The sequence below is a fragment of the Streptomyces sp. NPDC047853 genome, assembly GCF_043204535.1.
In the GTDB taxonomy this organism is placed as follows: domain Bacteria; phylum Actinomycetota; class Actinomycetes; order Streptomycetales; family Streptomycetaceae; genus Streptomyces.
This window is the reverse complement of sequence record NZ_JBIDCI010000006.1, coordinates 207,876-233,803: the sequence shown is the minus strand read 5'-3', so window position 1 is coordinate 233,803 and position 25,928 is coordinate 207,876. Positions and strand designations below refer to the sequence as shown.

30 protein-coding genes, 1 tRNA gene and 1 riboswitch are annotated in these 25,928 nt (G+C 71.0%); of the genes, 20 read left to right on the top strand and 11 right to left on the bottom strand.

Annotated elements, in window-relative coordinates:
* Window positions 1-19: 19 nt before the first annotated feature.
* Complete coding sequence (locus ACGF5T_RS14625; protein WP_356603901.1) at window positions 20-1,480, top strand: FAD-linked oxidase C-terminal domain-containing protein; 1,461 nt, start codon at window positions 20-22, stop codon at window positions 1,478-1,480.
* A gap of 21 nt (window positions 1,481-1,501) precedes the next feature.
* Here ACGF5T_RS14625 and ACGF5T_RS14620 read toward each other — a convergent pair whose 3' ends face one another.
* On the bottom strand, window positions 1,502-1,921 hold the full coding sequence (locus ACGF5T_RS14620; protein WP_356603899.1) for an SsgA family sporulation/cell division regulator: 420 nt from the start codon (window positions 1,919-1,921) through the stop codon (window positions 1,502-1,504).
* Between the two features lie 253 nt (window positions 1,922-2,174).
* Here ACGF5T_RS14620 and ACGF5T_RS14615 point away from each other — a divergent pair, with 253 nt between their 5' ends.
* Together ACGF5T_RS14615 and ACGF5T_RS14610 are read left to right on the top strand one after the other, a co-directional pair.
* Window positions 2,175-3,851 (top strand): RDD family protein, encoded by a 1,677-nt coding sequence (locus ACGF5T_RS14615; RefSeq protein ID WP_366768666.1) that lies wholly within the window; start codon window positions 2,175-2,177, stop codon window positions 3,849-3,851.
* 269 nt (window positions 3,852-4,120) lie between these two features.
* Window positions 4,121-4,942: an RDD family protein gene (locus tag ACGF5T_RS14610; protein ID WP_356603895.1), complete on the top strand. Its 822-nt coding sequence runs from the start codon at window positions 4,121-4,123 to the stop codon at window positions 4,940-4,942.
* Window positions 4,943-4,978: 36 nt separating this feature from the next.
* Here the strand turns inward: ACGF5T_RS14610 and ACGF5T_RS14605 are convergent, their stop codons facing one another.
* Entirely contained in the window at window positions 4,979-5,269 is a 291-nt protein-coding gene (locus tag ACGF5T_RS14605) for a hypothetical protein (RefSeq protein ID WP_392887973.1), read from the bottom strand.
* A 410-nt stretch (window positions 5,270-5,679) separates the two neighbouring features.
* Here ACGF5T_RS14605 and ACGF5T_RS14600 point away from each other — a divergent pair, with 410 nt between their 5' ends.
* Both ACGF5T_RS14600 and ACGF5T_RS14595 read left to right on the top strand, forming a co-directional pair.
* Window positions 5,680-8,031: an immune inhibitor A domain-containing protein gene (locus ACGF5T_RS14600; RefSeq protein WP_366768665.1), complete on the top strand. Its 2,352-nt coding sequence runs from the start codon at window positions 5,680-5,682 to the stop codon at window positions 8,029-8,031.
* 146 nt (window positions 8,032-8,177) lie between these two features.
* A complete protein-coding gene (locus tag ACGF5T_RS14595; protein WP_356603889.1) occupies window positions 8,178-8,519 on the top strand; it encodes a hypothetical protein in 342 nt (113 codons plus the stop codon).
* Window positions 8,520-8,791: 272 nt separating this feature from the next.
* Here the strand turns inward: ACGF5T_RS14595 and ACGF5T_RS14590 are convergent, their stop codons facing one another.
* A complete protein-coding gene (locus tag ACGF5T_RS14590; RefSeq protein ID WP_361011101.1) occupies window positions 8,792-9,379 on the bottom strand; it encodes a nicotinamidase in 588 nt (195 codons plus the stop codon).
* Between the two features lie 84 nt (window positions 9,380-9,463).
* Entirely contained in the window at window positions 9,464-10,819 is a 1,356-nt protein-coding gene (locus ACGF5T_RS14585; RefSeq protein WP_356603885.1) for a nicotinate phosphoribosyltransferase, read from the bottom strand.
* Window positions 10,820-10,917: 98 nt separating this feature from the next.
* On the opposite strand from ACGF5T_RS14585, the gene clpS reads away from it, so the two are divergent.
* The 7 genes from clpS (at window position 10,918) to ACGF5T_RS14550 (ending at window position 15,781) form a co-directional block, all read left to right on the top strand.
* Complete coding sequence (clpS, locus tag ACGF5T_RS14580) at window positions 10,918-11,235, top strand: ATP-dependent Clp protease adapter ClpS (RefSeq protein WP_053131729.1); 318 nt, start codon at window positions 10,918-10,920, stop codon at window positions 11,233-11,235.
* Between the two features lie 41 nt (window positions 11,236-11,276).
* On the top strand, window positions 11,277-11,891 hold the full coding sequence (locus ACGF5T_RS14575; RefSeq protein ID WP_361011094.1) for a DUF2017 domain-containing protein: 615 nt from the start codon (window positions 11,277-11,279) through the stop codon (window positions 11,889-11,891).
* A gap of 352 nt (window positions 11,892-12,243) precedes the next feature.
* The gene (locus ACGF5T_RS14570) at window positions 12,244-13,671 is read left to right on the top strand and encodes an amino acid permease (protein ID WP_356603881.1); all 1,428 of its coding nucleotides are present in this window, start codon (window positions 12,244-12,246) and stop codon (window positions 13,669-13,671) included.
* A gap of 170 nt (window positions 13,672-13,841) precedes the next feature.
* On the top strand, window positions 13,842-14,264 hold the full coding sequence (locus tag ACGF5T_RS14565) for a Mov34/MPN/PAD-1 family protein (RefSeq protein ID WP_063482172.1): 423 nt from the start codon (window positions 13,842-13,844) through the stop codon (window positions 14,262-14,264).
* A gap of 90 nt (window positions 14,265-14,354) precedes the next feature.
* On the top strand, window positions 14,355-14,450 hold the full coding sequence (locus tag ACGF5T_RS14560; protein ID WP_310873142.1) for a putative leader peptide: 96 nt from the start codon (window positions 14,355-14,357) through the stop codon (window positions 14,448-14,450).
* 96 nt (window positions 14,451-14,546) lie between these two features.
* Window positions 14,547-14,825 (top strand): MoaD/ThiS family protein, encoded by a 279-nt coding sequence (locus ACGF5T_RS14555; protein ID WP_361011090.1) that lies wholly within the window; start codon window positions 14,547-14,549, stop codon window positions 14,823-14,825.
* A 5-nt stretch (window positions 14,826-14,830) separates the two neighbouring features.
* Complete coding sequence (locus tag ACGF5T_RS14550) at window positions 14,831-15,781, top strand: cysteine synthase (RefSeq protein ID WP_361011087.1); 951 nt, start codon at window positions 14,831-14,833, stop codon at window positions 15,779-15,781.
* Window positions 15,782-15,956: 175 nt separating this feature from the next.
* Here ACGF5T_RS14550 and ACGF5T_RS14545 read toward each other — a convergent pair whose 3' ends face one another.
* Entirely contained in the window at window positions 15,957-16,421 is a 465-nt protein-coding gene (locus tag ACGF5T_RS14545) for a type II toxin-antitoxin system PemK/MazF family toxin (protein ID WP_356603875.1), read from the bottom strand.
* A 203-nt stretch (window positions 16,422-16,624) separates the two neighbouring features.
* Here ACGF5T_RS14545 and ACGF5T_RS14540 point away from each other — a divergent pair, with 203 nt between their 5' ends.
* Entirely contained in the window at window positions 16,625-17,377 is a 753-nt protein-coding gene (locus tag ACGF5T_RS14540; protein WP_356603872.1) for an MBL fold metallo-hydrolase, read from the top strand.
* A 69-nt stretch (window positions 17,378-17,446) separates the two neighbouring features.
* On the opposite strand, the gene ACGF5T_RS14535 is transcribed toward ACGF5T_RS14540, so the two are convergent.
* Window positions 17,447-18,712: a PTS transporter subunit EIIC gene (locus ACGF5T_RS14535; RefSeq protein ID WP_356603870.1), complete on the bottom strand. Its 1,266-nt coding sequence runs from the start codon at window positions 18,710-18,712 to the stop codon at window positions 17,447-17,449.
* Window positions 18,713-18,973: 261 nt separating this feature from the next.
* Complete coding sequence (locus ACGF5T_RS14530) at window positions 18,974-20,269, bottom strand: PTS transporter subunit EIIC (protein ID WP_356603868.1); 1,296 nt, start codon at window positions 20,267-20,269, stop codon at window positions 18,974-18,976.
* A 158-nt stretch (window positions 20,270-20,427) separates the two neighbouring features.
* Between ACGF5T_RS14530 and ACGF5T_RS14525 the strand changes: the two genes are divergently transcribed.
* The 4 genes from ACGF5T_RS14525 to rdgB all read left to right on the top strand — a co-directional run bounded on the left by ACGF5T_RS14525 (window position 20,428) and on the right by rdgB (window position 22,753).
* Window positions 20,428-20,661, top strand: coding sequence for a glucose PTS transporter subunit EIIB (locus tag ACGF5T_RS14525; RefSeq protein WP_053131695.1), 234 nt, complete (start codon window positions 20,428-20,430; stop codon window positions 20,659-20,661).
* Between the two features lie 83 nt (window positions 20,662-20,744).
* On the top strand, window positions 20,745-21,485 hold the full coding sequence (rph, locus tag ACGF5T_RS14520) for a ribonuclease PH (RefSeq protein ID WP_361011082.1): 741 nt from the start codon (window positions 20,745-20,747) through the stop codon (window positions 21,483-21,485).
* 210 nt (window positions 21,486-21,695) lie between these two features.
* Entirely contained in the window at window positions 21,696-22,103 is a 408-nt protein-coding gene (locus tag ACGF5T_RS14515; RefSeq protein ID WP_356603865.1) for a hypothetical protein, read from the top strand.
* 47 nt (window positions 22,104-22,150) lie between these two features.
* Window positions 22,151-22,753 (top strand): RdgB/HAM1 family non-canonical purine NTP pyrophosphatase, encoded by a 603-nt coding sequence (rdgB, locus tag ACGF5T_RS14510; RefSeq protein WP_366767240.1) that lies wholly within the window; start codon window positions 22,151-22,153, stop codon window positions 22,751-22,753.
* Window positions 22,754-22,802: 49 nt separating this feature from the next.
* Here rdgB and ACGF5T_RS14505 read toward each other — a convergent pair.
* The 4 genes from ACGF5T_RS14505 to bcp all read right to left on the bottom strand — a co-directional run bounded on the left by ACGF5T_RS14505 (window position 22,803) and on the right by bcp (window position 24,638).
* A tRNA-Leu gene (locus tag ACGF5T_RS14505) sits at window positions 22,803-22,875 on the bottom strand.
* Between the two features lie 15 nt (window positions 22,876-22,890).
* Entirely contained in the window at window positions 22,891-23,496 is a 606-nt protein-coding gene (locus ACGF5T_RS14500; RefSeq protein WP_392888053.1) for an HNH endonuclease, read from the bottom strand.
* Window positions 23,394-24,038 carry an HNH endonuclease signature motif containing protein gene (locus tag ACGF5T_RS14495; protein WP_366767241.1) on the bottom strand — a complete coding sequence of 215 codons (645 nt, stop codon included), beginning with the start codon at window positions 24,036-24,038 and terminating at the stop codon, window positions 23,394-23,396. Before ACGF5T_RS14495 ends, ACGF5T_RS14500 begins: the two co-directional genes overlap by 103 nt.
* A 132-nt stretch (window positions 24,039-24,170) precedes the next feature.
* Window positions 24,171-24,638, bottom strand: coding sequence for a thioredoxin-dependent thiol peroxidase (gene bcp, locus ACGF5T_RS14490; RefSeq protein ID WP_356603859.1), 468 nt, complete (start codon window positions 24,636-24,638; stop codon window positions 24,171-24,173).
* 92 nt (window positions 24,639-24,730) lie between these two features.
* Between bcp and ACGF5T_RS14485 the strand changes: the two genes are divergently transcribed.
* From ACGF5T_RS14485 to ACGF5T_RS14475, 3 genes are all read left to right on the top strand, one after another.
* Window positions 24,731-25,063, top strand: coding sequence for a DUF3618 domain-containing protein (locus tag ACGF5T_RS14485; RefSeq protein ID WP_361011072.1), 333 nt, complete (start codon window positions 24,731-24,733; stop codon window positions 25,061-25,063).
* 77 nt (window positions 25,064-25,140) lie between these two features.
* Window positions 25,141-25,443: a GroES family chaperonin gene (locus ACGF5T_RS14480; RefSeq protein WP_383641017.1), complete on the top strand. Its 303-nt coding sequence runs from the start codon at window positions 25,141-25,143 to the stop codon at window positions 25,441-25,443.
* 56 nt (window positions 25,444-25,499) lie between these two features.
* Window positions 25,500-25,571: riboswitch (guanidine-III (ykkC-III) riboswitch) on the top strand.
* 30 nt (window positions 25,572-25,601) lie between these two features.
* A complete protein-coding gene (locus ACGF5T_RS14475) occupies window positions 25,602-25,922 on the top strand; it encodes a multidrug efflux SMR transporter (RefSeq protein ID WP_053131664.1) in 321 nt (106 codons plus the stop codon).
* Window positions 25,923-25,928: the final 6 nt, after the last annotated feature.

The window sequence follows — 25,928 nt, the reverse complement described above, 5'->3', positions numbered from 1 at the left end:
CGGGTGCGAACCTGAGATCATGAGCCGTATCGAAGCGCCTCGCGACGAGGCCGACGCGGTCGCCGAGGCCGCCGCAGCCGACGCAGCCGCCGCCGTCCGGACGCCCGCGGCCTCAGGCACCCTCGTCGACCGGCTGCTCGCCGGCCTGCCCGCCGACGCCGTCATCACCGACCCCGACGTCACGGCCTCCTACGCCCACGACATGGCGAGCTTCTGCCCCGCCGGCGCCCCCGCGGTGGTCGTCCTGCCGCGCACCGTGGAGGACGTCCAGCACGTCATGCGCACCGCCACCGAGCTGCGCGTCCCGGTCGTCCCGCAGGGTGCCCGCACCGGCCTGTCCGGCGGCGCCAACGCCACCGACGGCTGCGTGGTCCTCTCCCTGACCAGGATGGACCGCATCCTGGAGATCAACCCGGTCGACCGCGTCGCCGTCGTCGAACCGGGCGTCGTCAACGCCACGCTCTCCCGCGCGGTGAACGAACACGGCCTGTACTACCCTCCCGACCCCTCCAGCTGGGAGTCCTGCACCATCGGCGGCAACATCGGCACCGCCTCCGGCGGCCTGTGCTGCGTCAAGTACGGCGTGACGGCCGAGTACGTCCTCGGCCTCGACGTCGTTCTCGCCGACGGCCGTCTGATGTCCACCGGCCGCCGCACCGCGAAGGGCGTCGCCGGTTACGACCTCACCCGGCTCTTCGTCGGCTCCGAGGGCTCGCTCGGCATCGTCGTACGGGCCGTCCTCGCGCTGCGCCCCAAGCCGCCCGAGCAGCTGGTGCTGGCCGCCGAGTTCGCCTCCGCGTCCGCCGCCTGCGACGCGATCTGCCGGATCATGGAGGGCGGGCACGTGCCGTCCCTCCTCGAACTGATGGACCGCACGACCGTCAAGGCGGTCAACGACCTCGCCCACATGGGGCTCCCGGAGACCACCGAGGCCCTGCTCCTCGCCGCCTTCGACACCGCCGACCCGGCCGCCGACCTCGCCGCCGTCGGCGCCCTGTGCGAGGCCGCCGGCGCCACGCAGGTGGTCCCGGCCGACGACGCCGCCGAGTCCGAACTCCTCCTCCAGGCGCGGCGCCTGTCCCTCACCGCCCTCGAAGCGGTCAAGGGCACCACGATGATCGACGACGTGTGCGTGCCCCGCTCCCGGCTCGGCGCCATGCTGGAGGGCGTCGAACGCGTCGCCGCGAAGTACGACCTCACCATCGGCGTCTGCGCCCACGCGGGCGACGGCAACACGCACCCGACGGTCTGCTTCGACGCCTCCGACCCCGACGAGTCCCGGCGGGCCCGCGAGTCCTTCGACGAGATCATGGCCCTCGGGCTGGAACTCGGCGGCACCATCACCGGCGAGCACGGCGTGGGGGTGCTGAAGAAGGAATGGCTGGCGCGGGAGATCGGTCCGGTGGGCCTGGAGATGCAGCGGGGCGTCAAGGAGGTCTTCGACCCGCTGGGCATCCTCAACCCGGGCAAGCTCTTCTGACCCGCGGTGCCCGCGAATCCGTCACCGGGCGAGCAGTTCGGCCAGCCCGTCGTCGATGCCGAGCCGTCCGCCCTCGGTGCCCGGCGGCACCGTCAGCAGGGTGCGCTCCAGCCAGGCCGACACCTGCGCCGTCGGCGCCTCCAGCAGGGCGTCGCCGTCCGGGCTGCTCAGCGCCATCAGCACGACGCTGCGCCCGTCCGCCTTCGACGGCCACACCCGCACGTCCCCCTGCCCGCAGGGCCGGAACACCCCCTCCACCAGCAGGTCGCGGGCGAACGTCCAGTGCACCGGATGGCCGGAGTCGATGTGGAAGGTGATGTGCACGGCGTACGGGTCGTCGGTGGCGTAGCCGAGCAGCGCGGGTACCGGGATGCCGCGCTCGGGCGACAGGATGAGCCTCAGCTCCAGCTCGCGCTCCACGACGGCGGGGTTGGGGTGCATGGCGGGGTGTCCTCTCTCGTACGGGTCCGCACGGGCCGCCTGGACCGGACCCGCACGAGGGAGAGCGGCGAGGGCCGTGAGCGTTACGCGGGTTCGCGGAACTTTTTCCCCCACCTCTGTCCCGCGTGTGAAGGTCCATGCACGAGGTTGCCCGGAAAGGGGCGGGACCGGCGGGACCGGCGGTGCGGATTGCGCCCGTCTGATAGATGTTGAGCCCCCATATCAACCCCCGAGCAGATACGGGACGACGGACATGAGCGCCCCAACCCCGGCCCCCGGCGACGACAGGCCCCGCGAAGGGTATTACCCCGACCCCTCCATCCCCGGATACGTCCGGTACTGGAACGGAGCCTCCTGGGTGCCGGGCACCAGCCGCCCCGCGCCCGAGGACGGCGAACCGCTCGCGCCGCCGGCCGGCGTGCGGCCCTCGGTGGAGGAGACCGGCCCGCACTTCTTCGACGAGGACCCGGTCGAGGAGGCGCCCGCCGCGTCCCAGCACGGCAGCCGCCCGGAACCCGCCACGGCCTGGGGCGCCGACCGCTCCCGCCAGTCCGGCTTCGCCGACGGCCCCGACCAGCGGGTCGCCTGGCCGGGGACCGTCCAGGGCGCGGACCCGAGGGTGCCGCACGCGCGGGCTGCGGGCCAGGCCGGGGGAGCGGCGGCCGGAGCCGGCGGCCCGGGCACCGGCGGTGAGTCCGGTACCGACGGTGGCGCGGGCCCGACGGGCGCCCGGGCCGGGGGTGCGTCCGGTGAAGTGCCGGGCGGTACGTCCGCGGGTGCGCCGGGTGGTGCGGGTGCCGTCGGTGGCGCTCAGGCCGGACGCGCCCCCGGCGGGCCGGCCGACCCCCGTGGCGGTGGCGCCGGGCCCGCGGACGCGCCGGGTACCGCGGGCTCCGTGGCGGGCGGCCGGCCCGCGCAGGGCGACGACGCCCGCTCCGCGCCGGCGGGGAACGCGTCCGGCGGGACGGACGGCGACTCCGGCAACACCTTCGTCTTCCGGCGCCCGGTGACCGGAGGGCGGAACACCCCGGCCCCGGACGGCGGTGCCGAGGACGAGGGCACCATGACCTTCCGCGCGGTCTCCCCGCGCGCGGGCGCCCAGCGCCCCGGCGCGGCCGCCCCGGGCGGCCCCGGCTTCGCCGCCGGCCAGGCTGCCGCCGCGCGCGCCGCCGCGCAGTCCCCGACGGCGCCGTCCGGTCCGCAGCGGACGGGTGCCCCGGGAGGGCCCACGGGCCCGGGGTCGCCGGGCGGCCCGGCGGTCCCGCACCCGGCAGCCGCCCCCCGGCCCGCGGCCTCCGCCCCGATCGCGCCCGGCCCCGGCGGGGGCCAGTCGTCGTGGGCGCAGCAGGTGCACCGGCTCGCCGGCGCGGCCGGGGACGAGCAGCCCGTCGCGCCCTGGAAGCCACCGGTCGAGGACGTGTTCCAGGCCGCCGCGCGGCGCCAGGCGGCGGCCCGGCCCGCCGGACTCGGCAAGCGGCTGGCCGCCCGGTTGATCGACACCGTCGTCCTGGCCGGCGTCACCGCGGTCGCCGCCGTGCCCCTCGGCACCAAGGCGATCGACCACGTCGACGACAAGATCGACGAGGCCAGGCTCTCCGGCGAGACCGTGACGGTCTGGCTGCTGGACGGCACGACCTCCACGTACCTGGGCATCGTGCTGGCCGTCCTGCTGCTCTTCGGCGTCGTCTACGAGGCGCTGCCCACCGCCAAGTGGGGCCGCACCCTGGGCAAGAAGCTGCTCGGTCTGGAGGTGCGGGACATCGAGGCGCACGAGCCCCCGTCCTTCGGCGCCGCCCTGCGCCGCTGGCTGGTCTACAGCGTCCCCGGTCTCCTGGTGGTCGGTGTCGTCGGCGTCGCGTGGTGCCTCTTCGACCGGCCGTGGCACCAGTGCTGGCACGACAAGGCGTCCCGCACCTTCGTAGCGGGCTGACCCGGCCCGCGCCCCGGCGGGCCCCGGAACCCCGCTGAGCCATGACGCCGTCGTCCCGCCTGTACCGCGGGTGCGCGCCCTCCCGTGCCGACGGACGCGGTTCCGTCTCCGGCCCGTCGGCGGGGTCCCGCACAGGCCCGACGGCGGGGTCCCGCACAGGCCCGGGATCAGACCCCGGCAGCCCCGCCCCGGGCACCGCCGGAGGCGCTCGTACTCCGGACGGCCGCTCGCCGGATGCGCGCGCGGGGTGATCGCGGTCGACTCGGGCCATGAGCAGCGAACCGCCCCCCGGCTTCGGCGGGCAGCCGCCGGAAGACGACCCGTTCAGGAAGCGTCCCCCGTCGCCCGGGCCGGGCCAGGAACCCGGCCCCGGCCCCGACCCGGGCGCGGGCGGCACGGGCTCGCCGTACGACGGTCCGCCCCCGCACGGCAGCACCGGCCAGCCCCCGCCCTCCGGCGGCACGCCCCCGCCTCCGGGCGGCGGTGGCCCGTACGGAGCTCCGCCTCCGGGCGGCGGTGGGCCCTACGGCGCCCCGCCCCCCGGCGGGGGTGGGCCCTACGGCGCCCCGCCCCCCGGCGGGGGTGGGCCCTACGGAGGCGACCCGTACGGCGGCGGGAACCACCCCACCGATCCACTGGCCGGCATGCCCCCGCTCGCCGACAGCGGTCGGCGCACGCTCGCCCGGATCATCGACATGATCCTCGTGGGTATCGTCGTGTGGCTGCTGAGCTGGGCGTTCGACGTCCAGGAGTACCAGGTGGACGGTGACGACATCTCGGTCGGCAAGTCCTTCGGGCAGTCCCTGATCGCCGCCGTGCTCTACATCGCCTACGACACCTACATGACCAGCAAGTCGGGCCAGACCCTCGGCAAGAAGTGGCTCGGCCTGCGGGTGGCCAACCTGGACAACGGCGCCACCCCCTCGGTGCAGACGTCGCTGATCCGCGCCCTGGTGCTGTGGATCCCGTTCGCCTTCTGCTGCGCCTGCGTCTGGACGATCATCGCGGGCGGCTGGAGCTTCTTCGACCGGCCCTACAAGCAGGGCCTGCACGACAAGGCGGCCAAGACGGTGGTGGTCAGTGCCCGTTGACGGCCCGGGGCCGGCGCCCCGGGCGGCACGGAGGCGTCAGGCGGCGCGACCGCGGGCCGTCTCGCCCGCACCCGCGGAGACCCGCGCCGCCGGCACCGGCTCCCGGTCCGCGACGGGCCGGCGGGCCGGCACGGCGGCCACCCTGCGCGCCCTCGGCTGGGGGACGGTCAGGGCGACCAGCAGCCCGAGGGCGAGCGCGGCCACGGCGACGACGGCGACTCCGGGGCCCGAACTCGTCCGGGACAGCAGCAGCATGGCGAGCGTCGAGAAGATCACGGTGCACGTACCGTAGGCGAACTGTGCGGCAGTCGGACGGGGCATGGCCATCGTGTCCTCGGAAGACAATCTGGGGGTGAGACGGGCTGTCAGCCTGGCTTTCCGCCGGCTTCCGGGCGTGGTGCCAAGCGACTCTAACCCGCTGTGTGCCCGAGTGGAACCAGCAGTAAGCGTGACCTAACCGGCATGGCCGATGCACGGGGGGCGCACGGATTCATGGTGCCCGGTCAGTGGACGGTCCCGCGCGCCCGTCCGGTGCCGCTCGGGTCCCGGTGGGGTGTCCGCAAAACGAACCCGCCCTCCGCATAGTGCACTTGTCCTGCTCAAGTCAAGGTCTGTCTTTTCCGGTGAACCTCTAGTCAAATGTCGTCACTTGACTACACGCGTTGACCACGTGTGCGCGGACTTTGCCCTGTCCTTGGCCCCCCATCCGCGCACGTGCACGCGGGGGAGGAACTCAAGTGACCAGAAGATCCTGGACGTTCAGAACGGCGGCGACGACCGTCGCCCTGGCCGCCGCCACCGCCACGCTCTCCGCGGCCGGTGTGGCGCAGGCCGACTCGCCCGCCCGACCGGAGGCCGTGGACCGCCACGACCCGCACCCCGCGAAGGGCATGGACTCCCATGACCTCAAGGGCCCCCTGAGCGACACGCAGGAGGCCCAGCGCGAGGAGGCCCTCAACCAGGTCATATCCGGCAAGGCCTCCGTGCAGAAGAAGGACGGCTCGAACGTCGTCCAGCTCAAGAGCAAGAAGGGCGACAGCAAGTACGTCGAGCTGGGCCGGGAGAAGACGGACAAGATCTTCACCATCCTGGTCGAGTTCGGCGACAAGGTCGACAGCCGCTACGGCGGCGACGCCGGCCCGCTGCACAACCAGATCGCCAAGCCCAACCGCAAGACCGACAACTCCACGGCCTGGAAGGAGGACTACGACCAGCAGCACTTCCAGGACCTGTACTTCGGCTCCGGCGAAGGCGTCGACTCGGTCAAGACGTACTACGAGAAGCAGTCCTCCGGCCGTTACTCGGTCGAGGGCGAGGTCTCCGACTGGGTGAAGGTCCCCTACAACGAGGCCCGCTACGGCAACAACGCCTGCGGCGACACCAACTGCCCCAGCGTGTGGAACGTCGTCAGCGACGGCCTGAACGCCTGGGTCGAGCAGCAGAAGGCGGCCGGCCGCACCGACGCCCAGATCAAGGCCGACGCCGCCCGCTTCGACGAGTGGGACCGCTACGACTTCGACGGCGACGGCGACTTCAACGAGCCCGACGGCTACATCGACCACTTCCAGGTCGTGCACGCCGGCGAGGACGAGTCCGCGGGCGGCGGCGCCCAGGGCACCGACGCCATCTGGGCCCACCGCTGGTACGCCTTCGGCACCGACGCCGGCGCCACCGGTCCCGAGCAGAACAAGCTCGGCGGCTCGCAGATCGGCTCCACCGGTGTCTGGGTCGGCGACTACACCATCCAGCCGGAGAACGGCGGACTCGGCGTCTACGCCCACGAGTACGGCCACGACCTCGGTCTGCCGGACCACTACGACACCGCCGGCGGCGACAACTCCACCGGCTTCTGGACGCTGATGTCGTCCGGTTCGTGGCTCGGCACCGGCCGCAACGAGATCGGCGACCTGCCCGGCGACATGACCGCCTGGGACAAGCTCCAGCTCGGCTGGCTGAACTACGACACCGCCAAGGCCGGGGTCAGCTCCTGGCACAAGCTGGGCGTGGCGGAGTACAACACCAAGCACAAGCAGGGCCTGGTCGTCGAGCTGCCGAAGAAGGCGGTCACCACCGAGATCGTCACGCCCGCCGAGGGCGCCACGCAGTGGTGGAGCGGCAGCGGTGACAACCTCAAGAACACGCTGAGCCGTTCGGTCGACCTCACCGGCAAGGCGAAGGCCGAGCTGACCTTCGACGGCTGGTACGACATCGAGGCCAACTACGACTACCTCTACACCGAGGTGTCCACCGACGGCGGCGCCAACTGGACCGCCGTCGACGGCACGGTGGACGGTCAGCCGGTCCCGCGCGACGCCGCCGACAAGCCGGCCCTGCACGGAACCCTGGACGGTCACAAGAAGTTCGCGTACTCCCTCGACGCCTACGCGGGTCAGAAGGTCGACGTCCGCTTCCGCTACCAGACGGACGGCGGCGTGGCCCAGAAGGGCTTCACGGCCGACGCCATCACGGTCACCGCGGACGGACAGGCGCTCTTCACCGACAACGCCGAGACCGCGGACGCCGCCTGGACGGCCACCGGCTTCTCCCGCGTCGGCGCCTCCTTCACCAAGGACTACGCGCAGTACTACCTCGCCGAGAACCGGCAGTACGTGTCGTACGACAAGACCCTGAAGACCGGCCCGTACAACTTCGGCTTCACGGAGCGCCCGGACTGGGTGGAGCACTACCCGTACCAGAACGGTCTGCTGATCTGGAAGTGGGACACCTCCCAGGCGGACAACAACACCAGCCAGCACCCCGGCACCGGCCTGGTCCTGCCCGTCGACTCGCACCCGACCGCGATGAAGTGGAAGGACGGCACGCTGCTGCGCAACCGCATCCAGTCGTACGACTCGCCGTTCAGCCTCTACCGCACGGACGCCATCACGCTGCACAAGGCCGACGTGGCGAAGTACTTCCCGGGCTCGAAGGGCGTCTCGGTCTTCAACGACCGCAAGAGCGACTACTACGACGAGTCGAACCCCACCGGCGGCGTCAAGATCACTGACACCAACACGAAGATCAAGATCCTGAAGGAGGCCAAGAACGGCTCGACGATCGAGCTGGAGGTTGGCTCCGCGGGCAGGTAGACAGCATCTGCCCAGGTCAGAGCGTGATCGGCGGTGACCCCCTGGCGGGTCGCCGCCGATCCGTGTTTAGGTGCGTCCTGTGGTTCTCTTATTGACACCTGGTCCGACATCCGGACCGGCACCGGCAGACACGGGGGTATGACCGCATGGCCGCAGGAGGCTTCTGCAAGCTGCCGAACGGCACGGTGGTGGTGGCGCTGAACCTGCCCAGCCCCGCCGGCCCGGACGGCAGCCTGCGCTTTCTCGTCCACGCCCAGAACCGGGCGCGCGCCCTGACCAGGCTGCGCAATCTGGGGCTGCGCGCGGTCTACCTGCGGGGCAACGCGGCCCCGCCGACCCCCGACGAGATCACCGCGGTCCTGCACCACCCGGACGGCCTGATCTGGCGCACGGCGCCGGTGGCCGCCGTCCCGGGCGGTCCGGAGCCGGTCCAGGAGCTGTGGCACCCGATCCGCGCCCTGCTCAGACGCCCGGCGCCCCAGGCGTAGCGGAGCACGCGGCCGCCGGAGGCCGACCGCCTTCCTGTACGGCTCGACGCCCGCTGGGCCGTATCCGCACAGTCCCGTCGTCCGCCCGGAGGGCGGGCCCCGCGGCGTCCGGTGCGTGCTCTGGGGGCCCCCGGCCTGAGGCTGGGGGCGGGGCCGGGCGCAGCCACTCGTACGAGGCCTACTCGGGGCTTCGCCCGGTGCGGAGAGTGGGGGTGCCCCCTCCCGGGGAGCGTGCCGGGCGTCGCGGGGCAGGCGGACCTTGCGGACGCGACCTAGTGCACGACCGGCTTCCCGGACAGCTCCACGCCCGCCTCCCGCAGCTCCTCCAGCGCCCGCTCGGTGCTCTGCGCGGCCACTCCGGCGGTCAGGTCGAGCAGCACCTGGGTGCGGAAGCCCTCGCGGGCGGCGTCCAGGGCGGTGGCCCGTACGCAGTGGTCGGTGGCGATGCCCACGACGTCGACCTCGTCGATCTCCCGGGTCCGCAGCCAGTCGGCGAGCCGCGTGCCGTTCTCGTCGGCTCCCTCGAAGCCGCTGTAGGCGGCCGAGTACGCCCCCTTGTCGAAGACGGCGTCTATCGCGCCGGAGGCGACGGCGGGGGCGAAGTTCGGGTGGAAGCCGACCCCCTCCGTGCCCGCGACGCAGTGCGCCGGCCAGGAGTGGACGTAGTCGGGGTTGTCGGCGAAGTGGCCGCCCGGCGCGATGTGGTGGTCGCGGGTGGCCACCACGTGGCGGTAGCCGGCGGGCGCCTGCCCGATCAGCTCGGTGATGGCGGCGGCCACGTCCGCACCGCCGGTCACGGCGAGGCTGCCTCCCTCGCAGAAATCGTTCTGCACGTCTACGACGATCAGGGCGCGGCGCATGGTCGGTGTCCTTCGACTGGGTCGAGTGGGGGCGGGAGGGGACGGACGGACGGCTGACGCGGGCCTGCGGGGCCCGCACCTGCTTTAGCTACCCGAGCCCTCGTGCACGTACTCCGTCGGAATGACGGGTTCCCCTCGGGAGAGCTGGGTGGCGGACAGCGGCAGGTTGGCGCGGGCGGCCGCGTGCCGGTCCCGGGCGGCGTCCAGCGGCTCGCGGGCGACCACCTCGCCGCCCCTGACCAGCTCCACGAGGAGCTGCCGGTCGGCGAGGTCCTCGGGCACCGGCCCGGTGCCGACCACCTCGGCCTCGGCGTACCCGTGGGAGTCCAGGCGCCGGGCGGCCCACTTGCGGCCGCCGATCGACGTCTTGCCCCCGCTGGACTTCTTCGCCACCGCCACCAGCGGCCCCGCGGCGTCGGCGGGGGCGCCGGACTCGGCCCGGGCGACCAGCTTGTAGACCATCGAGGCCGTCGGGTGCCCGGACCCGGTCACCAGCTGGGTGCCGACGCCGTACGCGTCCACGGGCGCCGCCGCCAGCGAGGCGATGGCGTACTCGTCCAGGTCGGAGGTGACGACGATCTTCGTCTCCGTGGCGCCCAGCTCGTCCAGCTGCTGGCGCACCCGGTGGGCGACCAGCAGCAGGTCGCCGGAGTCGATGCGCACGGCGCCCAGCTCGGGCCCGGCGACCTCCACGGCCGTGCGGACGGCCTCGGTGACGTCGTAGGTGTCCACCAGCAGCGTGGTGTCGCGGCCGAGGGACTCCACCTGCGCCTGGAAGGCGTCGCGCTCGGTGTCGTGCAGCAGGGTGAAGGCGTGGGCGGAGGTGCCGACGGTGGGGATGTTGTAGCGGAAGCCGGCGGCCAGGTCGGAGGTGGTCGCGAAGCCGCCGACGTAGGCGGAGCGGGCGGCGGCCACCGCGGCCAGCTCGTGGGTGCGGCGGGCGCCCATCTCGATCAGCGGACGTCCCCCGGCGGCCGAGGACATGCGGGACGCGGCGGCGGCGATCGCCGAGTCGTGGTTGAGGATGGAGAGGATCACCGTCTCCAGCAGCACGCACTCGCCGAAGGTCCCCTCGACCCGCATGATCGGCGAGCCCGGGAAGTACACCTCGCCCTCGGGGTAGCCCCAGATGTCGCCGCTGAAGCGGTACTGGGCCAGCCAGTCCAGCGTCTCCTCGTCGACGATGCCCCGCTCGCGCAGGAAGGTGAGGACGTCCGCGTCGAAGCGGAAGTTCTCCACCGCGTCCAGCACCCGCCCGGTGCCCGCCACGACGCCGTAGCGGCGCCCGTCCGGCAGCCGGCGCGTGAAGACCTCGAACACGCTGCGCCGCTCGGCCGTGCCCGCCTTCAGGGCGGCTCGGAGCATGGTCAGCTCGTACTGGTCCGTGAAGAGCGCCGTCGAGGGAACGTCCACCGGCAGCCCAAGGTCCGCTGTGTTCATGGCAGGAATCGTACCCCCATTTCGTCAGACTGACGATTTCTGGTCGCGTGGCGTGGCCCACAGACCCGTTTGTGCGGCCGCCCCCCTGTGGTGGCAGCATGGGCCCTGTGACGGCAGCCGCACCCATGGAGATCGAGAAGACCGAGTCGGCGGAGGAGGTCTTCGCCGTACCCGAGCCCGACGTGCCCTGGGTGACGATCGTCCACAACGATCCCGTCAACCTCATGAGCTACGTGACGTACGTCTTCCAGTCCTACTTCGGCTACTCGAAGGACAAGGCCACCAAGCTCATGATGGACGTCCATCACAAGGGCCGGGCGGTCGTCTCCAGCGGCAGCCGCGAGGAGATGGAGCGGGACGTGCAGGCCATGCACGGCTACGGCCTGTGGGCCACCCTCCAGCAGGACCGGAAATGACCCACGCCCGCCCGCAGGACGGAAGTAGCTGAATCACCTCGATGCCCGGACAGTTCGAACCGCTCCCCGGCGGCGGCGCGGCCGTCGCCCTCGACGACGTCGAGATCTCCATCATCCGGTCCCTGGCCGTGCAGCTCCTGGAGCTGATCGGCCCCGGCCCCGCCGAGGACGCCTCCGACGACCCGCTCGCCGAGCTCTTCGCCGAGGGCCCGAGCGAGCCGCCCACCGACCCGGTGCTGCGCCGCCTGTTCCCCGACGCCTACGGCGATCCCGAGGGCACCCCCCAGGCCGCGGAGGCCGAGGAGCAGCGGGCGCACTCCGCCGAGTTCCGCCGCTACACGGAGAACGACCTGCGCGCCGGCAAGCGCGACAACGCGCTGGCGGTGATCCGCACCCTGGACGCCCTCGCCTCGGCGAGCGCGGGGGCGGGCGAGGACGGCGCGGTGCTGAAGCTGTCGGCCGCGGAGTCCCGGCAGTGGCTGAGCGCCCTCAACGACCTGCGCCTGGCGATCGGCTCCCGGCTGGAGATCGCCGACGAGGACGACACCGACCTGCTCTACCGGCTGCCCGACGAGGACCCGCGCAAGCCCATGGTGATGGCCTACCTGTGGCTCGGCGGTCTCCAGGAGTCCCTCGTCGCGACCCTTATGCCCTGAACGTGGCGGTACGGGCACGCTGAGTGTCCGCTCAGCGGACCCTCAAATCCGGATAACGATCCTGTCAAAACGATGCCCTTTTTTGCACCCCATGGGTGGTTTTTGTCCGCTTCTGCCTATGGGACACGTCACAGAGTGCCCCTGTGATCAGCCGGGCCGTCGTGGTAAATCTTCACGACCGCCCGGCGAACACCACCCGAATGTTCGGCCGGGTGCGCCACCGAGCCGGCGGATCGCCGGCCAGGCACCGAGCGGGACGTGAGGCCCGCTCAGCTCCATCATCCGGGGGGATCGAGACCCGATCCGAGGCCGCGAGAAGGCCCGGTTCGGCATGGAGAAAGGCGCACCACACATGACCTCTGCGCAGGTCGACACGGAGAAGGCCCCCGAAGAGGGGTACGAACGCGGACTCAACAGCCGCCAGGTCCAGATGATCGCGATCGGCGGCGCCATCGGCGTCGGCCTCTTCCTGGGCGCCGGGGCCAACATCGCCAAGGCCGGCCCCAGCATCATCCTCATGTACGCCCTCGCGGGCGTGATCATCTTCTTCATCATGCGGGCGCTCGGCGAGCTGCTCCTCTACCGACCGGTCTCCGGCTCCTTCGCCGAGTACTCGCGCGAGTTCCTCGGCCCCTTCTTCGGTTACTTCACCGGCTGGACGTACTGGCTGATGTGGGTGGTCACCGGCATGGCGGAACTCACCGCCGCCGCCATCTACATCCACTACTGGTTCCCGGACATCCCGCAGTGGGTCTCCGCCCTGGTCTTCCTGGTCCTGCTGTTCGTCGCCAACCTGATCTCGGTGAAGCTGTTCGGCGAGATCGAGTTCTGGTTCTCGATGGTCAAGGTCACCGCCATCATCGGCATGATCGTCATCGGTATCGGCGTCCTCACCCTCGGCTTCAGCCAGGCCGGCGACACCGCCGCCGTCTCCAACCTGTGGGAGTTCGACGGCTTCTTCCCCAAGGGCATCGGCTCGTCCCTGATGACCCTCCAGGGCGTCATGTTCGCCTACCTCGCCGTCGAGCTGGTCGGCGTCACCGCCGGTGAGTCCGAGAACCCGGAGAAGACCCTCCCCAAGGCGATCAACACCCTGCCCTGGCGCATCGCGCTGTTCTACGTCGGCGCCCTCACCGTCATCCTGGCCGTGGTCAAGTGGACCGAGTTCGCCGAGGGCGTCAGCCCCTTCGTGAAGGCCTTCACGGTCATCGGCATCCCGGCCGGCGCGGGCATCGTGAACTTCGTCGTGCTCACCGCCGCCCTGTCGTCCTGCAACTCCGGCATGTACTCCACGGGCCGCATGCTGCGCTCCCTGGCGGACAACGGCGAGGCCCCGAAGATCTTCAACCGGCTGTCGTCGACCAAGACCCCGGCCATCGGCATCGGCGTCTCGGTGATCTTCATGGGCATCGGCGTGGTCCTCAACTACGTCGTCCCGGAGAAGGCCTTCGGCTACGTCACCTCCATCGCCACCGCCGCCGGCATCTGGACCTGGCTGATGATCCTGATCAGCCACGTCCTCTACCGCCGCAAGGTCGTCGCGGGCCGCCTGCCCGCCTCCTCCTTCCCGGCGCCGGGCGGCTCGGTCTGCTCCTACATCGCCATCGCCTTCCTGCTCTTCGTCACCTGCCTGATCGCCCTCGACGCCGACGCCCGCGTCTGCCTCTACGTGATGGCCGGCTGGGCCGTCGCGCTCGGCATCGGCTGGGCCGTGCTCAAGAGCCGCAACCCGGAGATCACCGAGCGGCGCGACGAGCCGGAGATGGAGAAGATCGTCTGACGGCCACCCCGGCCGGCAGACTCCGACCAGCGCGTTCGCGCGCACCGAGGACGTCCGGCCGCACGGGGTGCTCGTGGCACCCCAGCGCGGCCGCCGCTCAGGATGTCCGGCATACGGGCCGGTCCGTACCACCCATCGGTACGGTCCGGCCCTCTGCTTATCCTGGCCGCATGCTGACCATCACCCAGGCCCTGTACGACCAGATCGTCGCCCACGCGCGCGAGGACCACCCCGACGAGGCGTGCGGCGTGGTGGCCGGTCCGGTGGGCGAGGGCCGCCCGGAGCGGTTCGTCCCGATGCTGAACGCCGCGCGCTCCCCGACCTTCTACGAGTTCGACTCCCAGGACCTGCTGAAGCTCTACCGCGAGATGGACGACCGCGACGAGGAGCCGGTGGTCATCTACCACTCCCACACCGCCACCGAGGCCTACCCCTCCCGCACCGACATCACCTACGCCAACGAGCCCGGCGCACACTACGTCCTGGTCTCCACGGCGGACACCGACGGCGCCGGCGACTTCCAGTTCCGGTCGTTCCGGATCCTGGAAGGCGAGGTGACGGAGGAGGAGGTCAAGGTCGTGGAGGCGTACTGATCCCGGGCGCGTCCCGCATAGCGGATGAATCATGTCCGCAGGGTGAGATCACACTCCGGGGGCCGGACCGGGAATCGATACGATGAGCCCATGGTTCTTCTCGACGTGAGCGAAAAGGCGCCGGGCACGCTGCTCGTGGCGCGCCTGCACGTCGACCTGTGCAGGCTGAACAGCGCCATCTGTTGACTTCCGCCGCCGTACGGCCGTGAGCCGCGGCGGGCTGCCGCGTGCCGCCGCGCGCCTGACCGAACCCACGACACCTTCCGACAGGAGCCCTCAGCCATGGCCATCGAGGTCCGCATCCCGACCATCCTCCGCCAGTACACCGACGGCCAGAAGGCGGTGGAGGGCAACGGGGACACCCTCGCCAAGCTCTTCGCCGACCTGGAGACCCGGCACGCGGGCATCCAGGCCCGGATCGTGGACGGGGAGCAGCTGCGCCGCTTCGTCAACGTCTACCTGAACGACGAGGACGTCCGCTTCCTCGACGGCATCGACACCAAGCTGACCGACGGCGACAGCATCACGATCCTGCCGGCCGTGGCCGGCGGCATGGCCTGATCGGGATGCGTTACGACTCCCCGCTGGCCGCGGTGGGCAACACCCCCCTGGTGCGCCTGCCGCGGCTCTCGCCGTCCGACGACGTCCGCATCTGGGCCAAGCTGGAGGACCGCAACCCGACCGGCTCGATCAAGGACCGCCCCGCGCTCCACATGATCGAGCAGGCCGAGAAGGACGGCCGCCTCACCGCGGGCTGCACGATCCTGGAACCCACCAGCGGCAACACCGGTATCTCCCTCGCCATGGCCGCCCGGCTCAAGGGCTACCGGATCGTCTGCGTGATGCCCGAGAACACCTCGCAGGAACGCCGGGACCTGCTCGCCATGTGGGGCGCGGAGATCATCTCCTCCCCGGCCGCGGGCGGCTCCAACACCGCCGTGCGCGTCGCGAAGGAACTCTCCGCCGAGCACCCGGACTGGGTGATGCTCTACCAGTACGGCAACCCGGACAACGCCGGCGCCCACTACGCCGGCACCGGCCCCGAGATCCTCGCCGACCTGCCGTCCCTCACCCACTTCGTGGCCGGCCTCGGCACCACGGGCACCCTGATGGGCGTCGGCCGCTACCTGCGCGAGCACAAGCCGGACGTGAAGATCGTCGCCGCCGAACCGCGCTACGACGACCTGGTGTACGGGCTGCGCAACCTCGACGAGGGCTTCGTACCCGAGCTGTACGACGCCTCCGTCCTCACCACCCGCTTCTCGGTGGGCTCCGCCGACGCGGTCACCCGCACTCGCGAACTCCTCCAGCAGGAGGGCATCTTCGCGGGCGTCTCCACCGGCGCCGCCCTGCACGCCGCGATCGGCGTCGGGAAGAAGGCGGTGAAGGCCGGCGAGAGCGCGGACATCGTCTTCGTCGTCGCCGACGGCGGCTGGAAGTACCTCTCCACCGGCGTCTACACGGCCGCCACCACCGAGGAAGCCATCGAGACCCTCCAGGGCCAGCTCTGGGCCTGAGGCCTCACCGGGCGAGGTGACGGGCCCGGTCCTCGCCGGGCGGGGTGACGCGGGGGGACCCGCGCGGGCGAGAGGGCGGGTCCGGTCCTCACGGGCCGGGGCGACGCGGTAGGGCCCGCACGGGGCGAGGCGGAGTATCCGGTCCCTCACCGGGCGAGGCGGAGTACCCGGTCCCTCACCGGGTCAGGTGACGGACCTGGTCCCACAGGGCCGGGTCCACCTCGCCCACCCGGCGCCGGAAGTCCCTCACCGGTACCCGGCGCAGCTCGTCGGTCTCCAGGAAGCTCGTCCGCCCCCGCGCGTCACCGACCGAGCCCGGCGGCAGGGTGATCACCCCGGCCCGTCCTTCCCGGTGCCGCGTGGTGATCTTCGCGACGAGCGCGCGCCGCCCGTGCACCGAGATCACCAGACACGGCCGGTCCTTCGCGCCCCCGGTGTCCTCGTACGGCACGTTCGCCCACCAGATCTCCGCGGGCCGGGGCCGGGACACCCGTCCCCGGGGCCCCGTCGGCCGCCCCGGCGGACGCCGGCTGCCGCCCGGCCGAGGGGGCCGCCGCCCGCGACCCCAGCCGTCGACGACCGTGGCGACGAGTGCGAGCAGTACCACCGCCGCGAGGGCGAGCCACCAGGACGTGTCCATACGAGGACCGTACCGGCGCGCACCACCACCGCGCGCCCCCTCGATGACCTCACGCGCCCCACGTCCAGCCGAACCGGTGACACCGCAGGTGAGTTCGCCCACAACGGCCCCTGGCGGAGGAGCGACCACAGGTTTTGCGCCTTACGCTCGACAAACCGCACGACCCCCGTCTCTCCACACGCGCCAGCGGAGGTTTCTGCTTCATGAAGCTCACCGTCGTCGGCTGCTCGGGGTCGTTCCCGTCCGCGGAATCGGCCTGCTCGAGCTACCTCGTCGAGGCCGACGGCTTCCGGCTGCTCCTCGACATGGGCAACGGTGCCCTCGGCGAGCTGCAGCGCCACTGCGGTCTCTACGACCTCGACGCGATCTTCCTCAGCCACCTGCACGCCGACCACTGCATCGACATGTGCGCCTACTTCGTGGCGCGCTACTACCGGCACGAAGGCGGCCGCTGCGACCCCCTCCCGGTCTACGGACCCGAGGGCACCGAGCACCGGCTCACCACCGCCTACGCCGACACCCCCACCGCCTCGTCCATGAGCGAGGTCTTCGACTTCCACACGGTCAAGCCGTCCACCTTCGAGGTCGGCCCCTTCACCGTGCACACCGAGCGCGTCGCGCACCCCGTGGAGGCCTACGCCATCCGCGTCGAGCACGACGGCAGGTCGCTGACCTACTCCGGCGACACGGGTGTCACCCCCGTGCTGGACGAACTCGCCCGCGACACCGACCTGTTCCTGTGCGAGGCCGCGTTCACGCACGGCAAGGAGAACATCCCCGACCTGCACCTCAACGGCCGCGAGGCGGGCGAGACCGCCGCCCGTGCCGGCGCCCGCAGCCTGGTCCTCACCCACATCCCGCCGTGGACCGACCCCCGGGTCAACCTCGCCGACGCGCGCGAGGTCTACGACGGACGGGTCGAGGTCGCCGCCGCGGGCGCGGTGTACGAGGTCTGACGCACGACGACGGAGGCGGGGCCCGGCCCCCGGGCCCGGCCCCCGCCTCCGTGCGAGACGCGTGCGGGGCTACTTGCCCTCCGCCTTCTGCAGCTCGGCTATCTCCTCGTCGGACTCGCGGCCGGGCGTCGGCAGGTTGAACTTCGTGATCGCGAACCGGAAGACCACGTAGTAGACCGCCGCGAAGCACAGGCCGACCAGGGCCAGGCCCCACGGGTTGCTCGCGATGCCCAGGTTCAGGAAGAAGTCGACCGCGCCGGCCGAGAAGCCGAAGCCGTCCTTCATGCCCAGCGCCCAGGTCAGCGCCATCGAGACACCCGTGAGCACCGCGTGGATGGCGTACAGCACCGGCGCGATGAACATGAAGGTGAACTCGATCGGCTCGGTCACACCGGTGACGAAGGACGTCAGCGCGAGCGAGAACATCATGCCGCCCACGACCTTGCGGCGCTCGGGACGGGCGCAGTGCACGATCGCCAGACAGGCGGCCGGCAGCGCGAACATCATGATCGGGAAGAAACCCGTCATGAACTGGCCCGCGGTCGGGTCACCGGCCAGGAAGCGGGCGATGTCGCCGCTCTTGCCCTCGTACGAACCCGCCTGGAACCAGGGGAAGGAGTTCAGCAGGTGGTGCATGCCGATCGGGATCAGCGCGCGGTTGGCGACACCGAAGATGCCCGCGCCGACCGCGCCGGAGCCGACCAGCCACTCACCGAAGTTGTGCAGGGCGGTGCCGAGCACCGGCCAGATGTAACCGAAGACGATGCCGAGGACCAGGCCCGCGAAGGCCGACAGGATCGGAACCAGCCGGCGCCCGCCGAAGAAGCCCGCCCAGTCGGGCAGCTTGGTGCGGTAGAAGCGCTGGTAGAGCAGCGCCACCACGATGCCCATGACCACACCGCCGAGGACCTTGGCGTCCACCGGCGCGTCGGTCATGACGACCTTGCCGTCGACGGCCTGCGCCACCTGCGGGAGGTTCTTGTCGGTGAACGTCGCCAGCACGTTCTTGAAGACCAGGTAGCCGACGACGGCCGCGAGCGCCGTGGAGCCGTCCGACTTCTTGGCGAAGCCGATGGCGATGCCCACCGCGAACAGCAGCGCCATGTTGTCGAGGATGGCGTTGCCGCCCGCCGCCATGAACCCGGCGATCTTCGTCAGGAACGTGGGGAACTCCGGGCGGCCCAGCATGTCGGTGTTGCCGAGGCGCACCAGCAGGGCGGCGGCGGGCAGCACCGCGACCGGCAGCATCAGGCTGCGGCCGATGCGCTGCAGCACAGCCATCACACCGGCGCCCTTCTTCTTCTCTGCCGCGGGCGCGGCGCTGGGCGTGGTCACAACATCCTCCAGGGGGACAGGGCGCGCCGCCCGGTCGCACGGGAAGGAAGAGGACGGCGTCGTCGCAGGTCTAAACCACTCAGTGGTGTAGACCTGTTGTAGCACGATGAAGGCTGTGTAAGGAACCCGCTGTTCCGCGACCGCGGCACTACACGCAGTACCGGATCCGGCGCCCGCTCCCAGCCCCCGCGAAGGCATGCCGAAGGCCCCCGGACCAGGTCCGGGGGCCTTGGAAGACCACGCTCGAAAGCCTACGCGACGCTAGCCCTTCGCCACGTCCTCCACCTCGTCCTCCGGCTCCCGCCCCGGCGTCTTCAGATCGAACTTCGTGATCGCGAACCGGAAGACCGCGTAGTACACCACGGCGAAGCACAGGCCGATCGGAATGATCAGCCACGGCTTCGTCGCCAGGTTCCAGTTGATGACGTAGTCGATCAGCCCCGCCGAGAAACTGAACCCGTCCTTCACCCCCAGCGCCCACGTCACCGCCATCGACACACCCGTCAGCACCGCGTGCACCGCGTACAGCAACGGCGCGATGAACAGGAACGAGTACTCCAGCGGCTCCGTGATCCCGGTCACGAACGACGTCAGCGCCACCGACAGCATCAGGCCGCCGACCTCCTTGCGGCGGTGCGGCTTCGCGCAGTGCGTGATCGCCAGCGCCGCCGCCGGCAGCGCGAACATCATGATCGGGAAGAAGCCCGTCGTGAACTGCCCCGCCGTCGGGTCGCCCGCCAGGAACATGTTGATGTCACCGTGCACCACCGTGCCGTCCGGCTTCGTGTACGAACCGAACTGGAACCACATCGGCACGTTCAGGAACTGGTGCAGGCCGATCACCAGCAACGCCCGGTTCGCCACGCCGAAGATGCCCGAGCCCCACGCGCCCAGACCGTTCAGCCAGTCGCTGAAGCTCTCCAGCGCACTGCCGATCGGCGGCCACACCCACAGACACAGCGCCGCGAACACGATCGCCGCGAACGCCATGATGATCGGCACCAGCCGGCGCCCGTTGAAGAAGCCCAGCCAGTCGACCAGCCTCGTACGGTGGAAGCGCTGCCAGAAGTACGCCGCCAGCAACCCGATCACGATGCCGCCGAAGACGCCCGGATTCTGGTACGTGAACGCCGTCACCGTCTCCGACCCGTCGGTGAGCCGGCAGCCGATCTGGGGGACCGCCTCCGCCCCCTCCGGACAGTCCTCCGGGAACTGCCGCAGCACGTTCCAGTAGACGAGGAACCCCGCCACCGCCGCCAGCGCCGTCGAACCGTCCGCCTTCTTGGCCATGCCGATGGCGACACCCACGCAGAACAGCAGCGGCAGCCCCAGCGAACCGTCGAGCAGCGCACCACCCGCACCGGTCATCACCTTCGAGACGTTCGTCCAGCCCAGCCCGTCGTCGCCGAAGACGTCCGGCTGCCCCAGCCGGTTGAGGATGCCCGCGGCGGGCAGAACCGCGATGGGCAACTGAAGACTGCGCCCCATCTTCTGCAAGCCCTGGAACAACGTGTTCCAGCGGGCGCGAGCGGGACTGACCGCGCTGTCGGCACTCATCCGGTCTCCATCCGGTCGCCGGTACACTGGTGTAGACCAGTTGACGGTCGGTTCCGCCGCCGTGACGCCATCATTCGGTACACCACCCCCGATGGCTCGCGAAGATGGGCCAACTGTGGGTTACTGCGACAAAGCGGTCCGGATCAGGGAGAAGGAACATGGCCAGCAAGGCTGAGAAGATCGTCGCCGGCCTCGGCGGCATCGACAACATCGACGAGATCGAAGGCTGCATCACCCGCCTCCGTACCGAGGTCAACGACCCCGCGCTGGTCGACGAAGCCGCCCTCAAGGCCGCCGGCGCCCACGGCGTCGTCAAGATGGGCACCGCCATCCAGGTCGTCATCGGCACCGACGCCGACCCGCTCGCGGCCGAGATCGAAGACATGATGTAAGCGCCCCACCGGCGCACCCAGGGGCCCTTCCCGCCGAGCACCACCGGAAGGGCCCCTCCCCATGTCCCGCTAGGCTCACCCGCATGTCACGCATCGACGGCCGCACCCCCCAGCAGCTCCGCCCCGTCACCATCGAACGCGGCTGGAGCAAGCACGCCGAAGGCTCCGTCCTCGTCTCCTTCGGCGACACCAAGGTCCTCTGCAACGCCTCCGTCACCGAAGGCGTCCCCCGCTGGCGCAAGGGCAGCGGCGAAGGGTGGGTCACCGCCGAGTACGCCATGCTGCCCCGCGCCACCAACACCCGCGGCGACCGCGAGTCCGTCAAGGGCCGCATCGGCGGCCGCACCCACGAGATCAGCCGCCTCATCGGCCGCTCCCTGCGCGCCGTCATCGACTACAAGGCGCTCGGCGAGAACACCATCGTCCTCGACTGCGACGTCCTCCAGGCCGACGGCGGCACCCGCACCGCCGCCATCACCGGCGCCTACGTCGCCCTCGCCGACGCCATCACCTGGGCCCAGACCACCAAGAAGCTCATCAGGCCCAGCCGCAAGCCCCTCACCGGCACCGTCTCCGCCGTCTCCGTCGGCATCGTCGACGGCACCCCGCTCCTCGACCTCCGCTACGAGGAGGACGTCCGCGCCGACACCGACATGAACGTCGTCTGCACCGGCGACGGCCGCTTCGTCGAGGTCCAGGGCACCGCCGAGGCCGAGCCCTTCGACCGCACCGAACTCAACGCCCTCCTCGACCTCGCCGCCGGCGGCTGCGCCGAACTGGCCGACCTCCAGCGCAAGGCGCTCGACGCGACCCTCGAAAAGTAAAGAGCACACCAAGGGCGCATCGAGAACGGCGGCCCGGACGCGCAACTCCACCGCCCACCACCGCGTCACTAGCAGTACAGCGACACAGCGACACAGCGACACAGCGACACAGGAGATCCCCGGGCGTACGGCCGCACCCGCCGTACGCCCGACGCCGCACCGCACGCACACGGGCCACCCGGCCCTGTCCCAAGGGGAGGACCGAGACCCATGGCCGCGAGCCGCCACCGCCGCCTTCGCCGCACCACCGTCGCCGCCGCAGCCGTGGCGACCTTCGCCCTGACGGCCGGACTCACCACCGGCTGCGACGCCGTCGACAAGGCCCTCGACTGCGTCCAGACCGCCGACGCCATCGCCGACAGCGTCACCGCCCTCCAGCAGGCCGTCGAGAGCGCGTCCAACGACCCGACGCAGCTCGAGGAATCCCTCACCTCCATAGACCAGAACCTCGACAAGATCGGCGACAAGACCGAGAACACGGACGTGGAGAAGGCCGTCGACGACCTCGGCAAGGCCGTCGACAACGTCCGCACCTCGGTCGAGAACGGCGACGAGACCCCCGACCTCAGCCCCGTCACCGACGCGGCGGGCGAACTGACCAAGGTCTGCACGCCGTAGCGGGAGCGGGTGCGAGCGGACCGGCGGACGCCCGGGATACTGACCCCATGACCCGCCTGATCCTCGCCACCCGCAACGCCGGAAAGATCACCGAACTCAACGCCATCCTCGCCGACGCGGGCCTGCCCCACGACCTCGTCGGCGCGGACGCCTACCCGGAGATCCCCGACGTCAGGGAAACCGGCGTGACCTTCGCCGAGAACGCCCTCCTCAAGGCCCACGCCCTCGCCCGCGCCACCGGCCACCCCGCCGTCGCCGACGACTCCGGCCTCTGCGTCGACGTCCTCAACGGCGCGCCCGGCATCTTCTCCGCCCGCTGGGCCGGCCGCCACGGCGACGACAAGGCCAACCTCGACCTCCTCCTCGCCCAGATCGGCGACATCGCCGACGAGCACCGCGGCGCCCACTTCGCCTGCGCGGCCGCCCTGGCCCTGCCCGACGGCACGGAACGCGTCGTCGAGGGCCAACTCCGCGGCACCCTCCGCCACACCCCGGCCGGCACGGGCGGCTTCGGCTACGACCCGATCCTCCAGCCGGACGGCGAGACCCGCACCTGCGCGGAACTGACCGCCGCCGAGAAGAACGCCATCAGCCACCGAGGCAAGGCCTTCCGCGCACTGGTGCCGGTGGTGCGGGAGCTCTTGGGCTGAGCAGTCGAGATGCCCCCGCGCCCGCGGAGGCGCGGGGGCCGAATCGCAGTGCGCCCGGTCGGATTCGAACCGACAAACACAACCACCTAAAGATTGCCGCTCGGCCATTGGCGTACGGGCGCTCGATCGGAGCCACTCTACTGGGGAAGGCCGGGTCGCCGCTGCCCACCTCTGCACCAGGTGTCTGTGGAGGCGTGACAGTTGGGGCACAGGAGCCTCAGATTGGCTGCGCGATCATCGCGCCAATCCCCGTTGACGTGGTCGACCTCCAGCGTCATCGGCCTGCCGTGCCACTCCGGTCCGGTGCCGCACCCGGCGCACTCCTCGGGCAGGCCGATCTCGCGCAGCGCCCGGCGCAACAGAGCGGTCCGTGTGCGTCTCACCTCGTCGTGCCTGACCAAGATATGCTCGGCCCGCCTCGGTGGGGTCGTACCGGGCCCACCCCGTTGGTGTGCCTGACCGAGGAAGTGCGCCGTCGAGAGGCCCTCCTCGTCGACCCAACGGCGCAGCAGAGCTCGTTGCGTGCCGTTGTCGGGACGGCCCAGGCTGCGCAGCGTGGCCGCGACCGAGACCGACCCCGCGACCGCGGAGCGTAGATCCGCAGAGCTGGGACGCGTGCGCGTGTAGGGAAGGTAGTTGCTCATGCGCGAGTGCCTCCCTTGGCGCGTCCCCGGTAGGTGTCGGTGGTGGAGTGGCAGTTGGGGCACAAGAGCCGCAGGTTCTGGAGGCGGTTGTCCCGCCAGTTGCCATCCACGTGATCGACTTCCAAGGGGAGCGGCCGCCCCCGCCACACAGTGCCGGTGCCGCAGAGGGCGCACTGCTCGGACACGCCCACGGTCGTCATCGCCCACTTGATCCGGTCGCTCGGAATACGCCGGACTTGGGCAGTCGGTTGCTCGACGAGCAGTCCTTCCGGCGTCCGGGGGCGCCAGGGCTTGCCCTTCCGAGTCGGCATCCGGAAGTGCGAGATGTCGATGCCGTACGCCTTGATTCGGCGACTGATGTGGGTGTGGTGTCCGCCGACCACGTCCAACCCGAGATGCCTCAGAACCTCGGACATGTTCGTCGAGGCCGAGACCGCTTCTTGAAGTATCTCCCTGGTCCACTTCACCCCCTCCCGCTGGAAGTGCGATACCTCGACCCCCAGCCTCTTCATCCGCCCCAGCACATACCGTCGCGTCGAACTCCTCGGATCCACCCCCAACCTCACCAACGCCTCCGACAACGTCCGCGCCCCCCGAGCCGCCTCCTCCAGCCGCTCCCTGCTGTACGCACTCGCCCCCACCAGGTCCCCTCCATCCCGGCCACGCGTTCGCAGCCTCGTACGGAGTAACGAACCGACTATCGGACAGTCACGCGCGGCATGCGGAAGGGCCCATACCGGGCGGGTCGGTACGGGCCCTTCGACGGAGCGGGGTCAGATGCCCAGGTCCTTGATGATCTTGGCTACGTGGCCCGTGGCGCGGACGTTGTACAGGGCGCGTTCGACCTTGCCCTGTTCGTCGACGACGATCGTGGAGCGGATGACGCCCATGTACGTCCTGCCGTAGTTCTTCTTCTCGCCGAAGGCGCCGTACGCGTCCAGGACCTTCTTGTCCGGGTCGGCGAGGAGGGTGACCTTCAGGGACTCCGTGTCGCGGAACCTGGCCAGCTTCTCCGGCTTGTCGGGGGAGATGCCGATCACGTCGTACCCGGCGCCGGCCAGCAGCTCCAGGTTGTCCGTGAAGTCGCAGGCCTGCTTGGTGCAGCCGGGGGTAAGGGCAGCAGGGTAGAAGTAGACGATGACCTTGCGGCCCTCGTGGTCCGACAGGGACACCTCGTTGCCGTCGGCGTCCGGGAGGGTGAAGGCGGGGGCCGGGTCCCCGGGCTGGAGTCGCTCGCTCATCGATCCAGCGTAACGGGGGGTCCTGACAGTGCGGAGGACCGAGTAGCTGACAGACTGTCCGGGACAGTGTCAGAAGACAGCGGAGGCGTACGGTGGCGGACACGTCGGACAGCAGGACCCCGGCGCAGATCGAGGCGGACATCAAGCGCCGCCGCGAGGTGCTGGCCGAGACCCTCGACGAGCTCGGCATGCGGGTGCACCCGAAGACGATCGTGGGCGATGCGAAGGCCAAGGTCGCTTCCAGCGTCGACCACACCCTCGGGCGGGCCTATGTCGGGGTCAATCGGGTGGTCAGCGATGTGAAGTCGCAGTTCGTGGACGAGAAGGGCGCACCGCGGATGGAGCGCGTCCTGCCCGTCGCGCTCGTGGTCGTCGGCGTCGTGGGGCTGCTGGCCCTGGGCGGTACCCGGCGGCGCGGGCGCTGAGCCGGGGCAGGTAGGTTCAGGGCGTGAGCGACAGGAAGAACGAGCACGGTTCCCCGGACGACAAGCTGCCCATCCGGATGCTGCACGACCGCGTACTCGTGCGGCAGGACGCCGGTGAGGGCGAGCGGCGTTCGGGGGGCGGCATCCTGATCCCCGCCACGGCGGCGGTCGGCCGGCGGCTGGCCTGGGCCGCGGTCGTCGCGGTGGGGCAGAACGTACGGACCGTGGAGCCGGGCGACCGGGTGCTGTACGACCCGGAGGACCGCGCGGAGGTCGAGGTGCGGGGCGTCGGCTATGTGCTGATGCGCGAGCGCGACCTGCACGCGGTGGCCGCGGACCGGTTCGAGGGGTCCGAGGATTCGACCGGGTTGTACCTCTGAACCGGCGGTAGCGAACGGACCGGAGGGGCTGGTGATCGAGGTCACCGGCCCCTTCGGCCTGTTTTTGCTAGGTTGGAGGAACCCCGACGAGACGCGCCGTACCGGGCTGAAGGAAAAGACGACGCACCCCGTTCAGTTCGTTCACGGAGGTGCCTGTCATGGCCTGGGTTCTGCTGCTCGTCGCCGGTCTGCTCGAGGTCGGCTGGTCGATCGGGATGAAGTACACGGACGGTTTCACCCGTCTCGTCCCCAGTCTGCTCACCGGTGCCGGGATCGTCGCCAGCATGGTCCTGCTGTCGTACGCGGCCCGGACGCTGCCCATCGGTACGGCCTACGGCGTGTGGGTGGGCATCGGCGCGGCCGGTGCGGCGGTGCTCGGCATGGTGGTGCTGGGTGAGCCGGTCACCGCCGCCCGGATCTTCTTCATCTGTCTGCTGCTGGTCGCCGTCGTGGGCCTGAAGGCGACCTCGGGTCACTGACGCTCG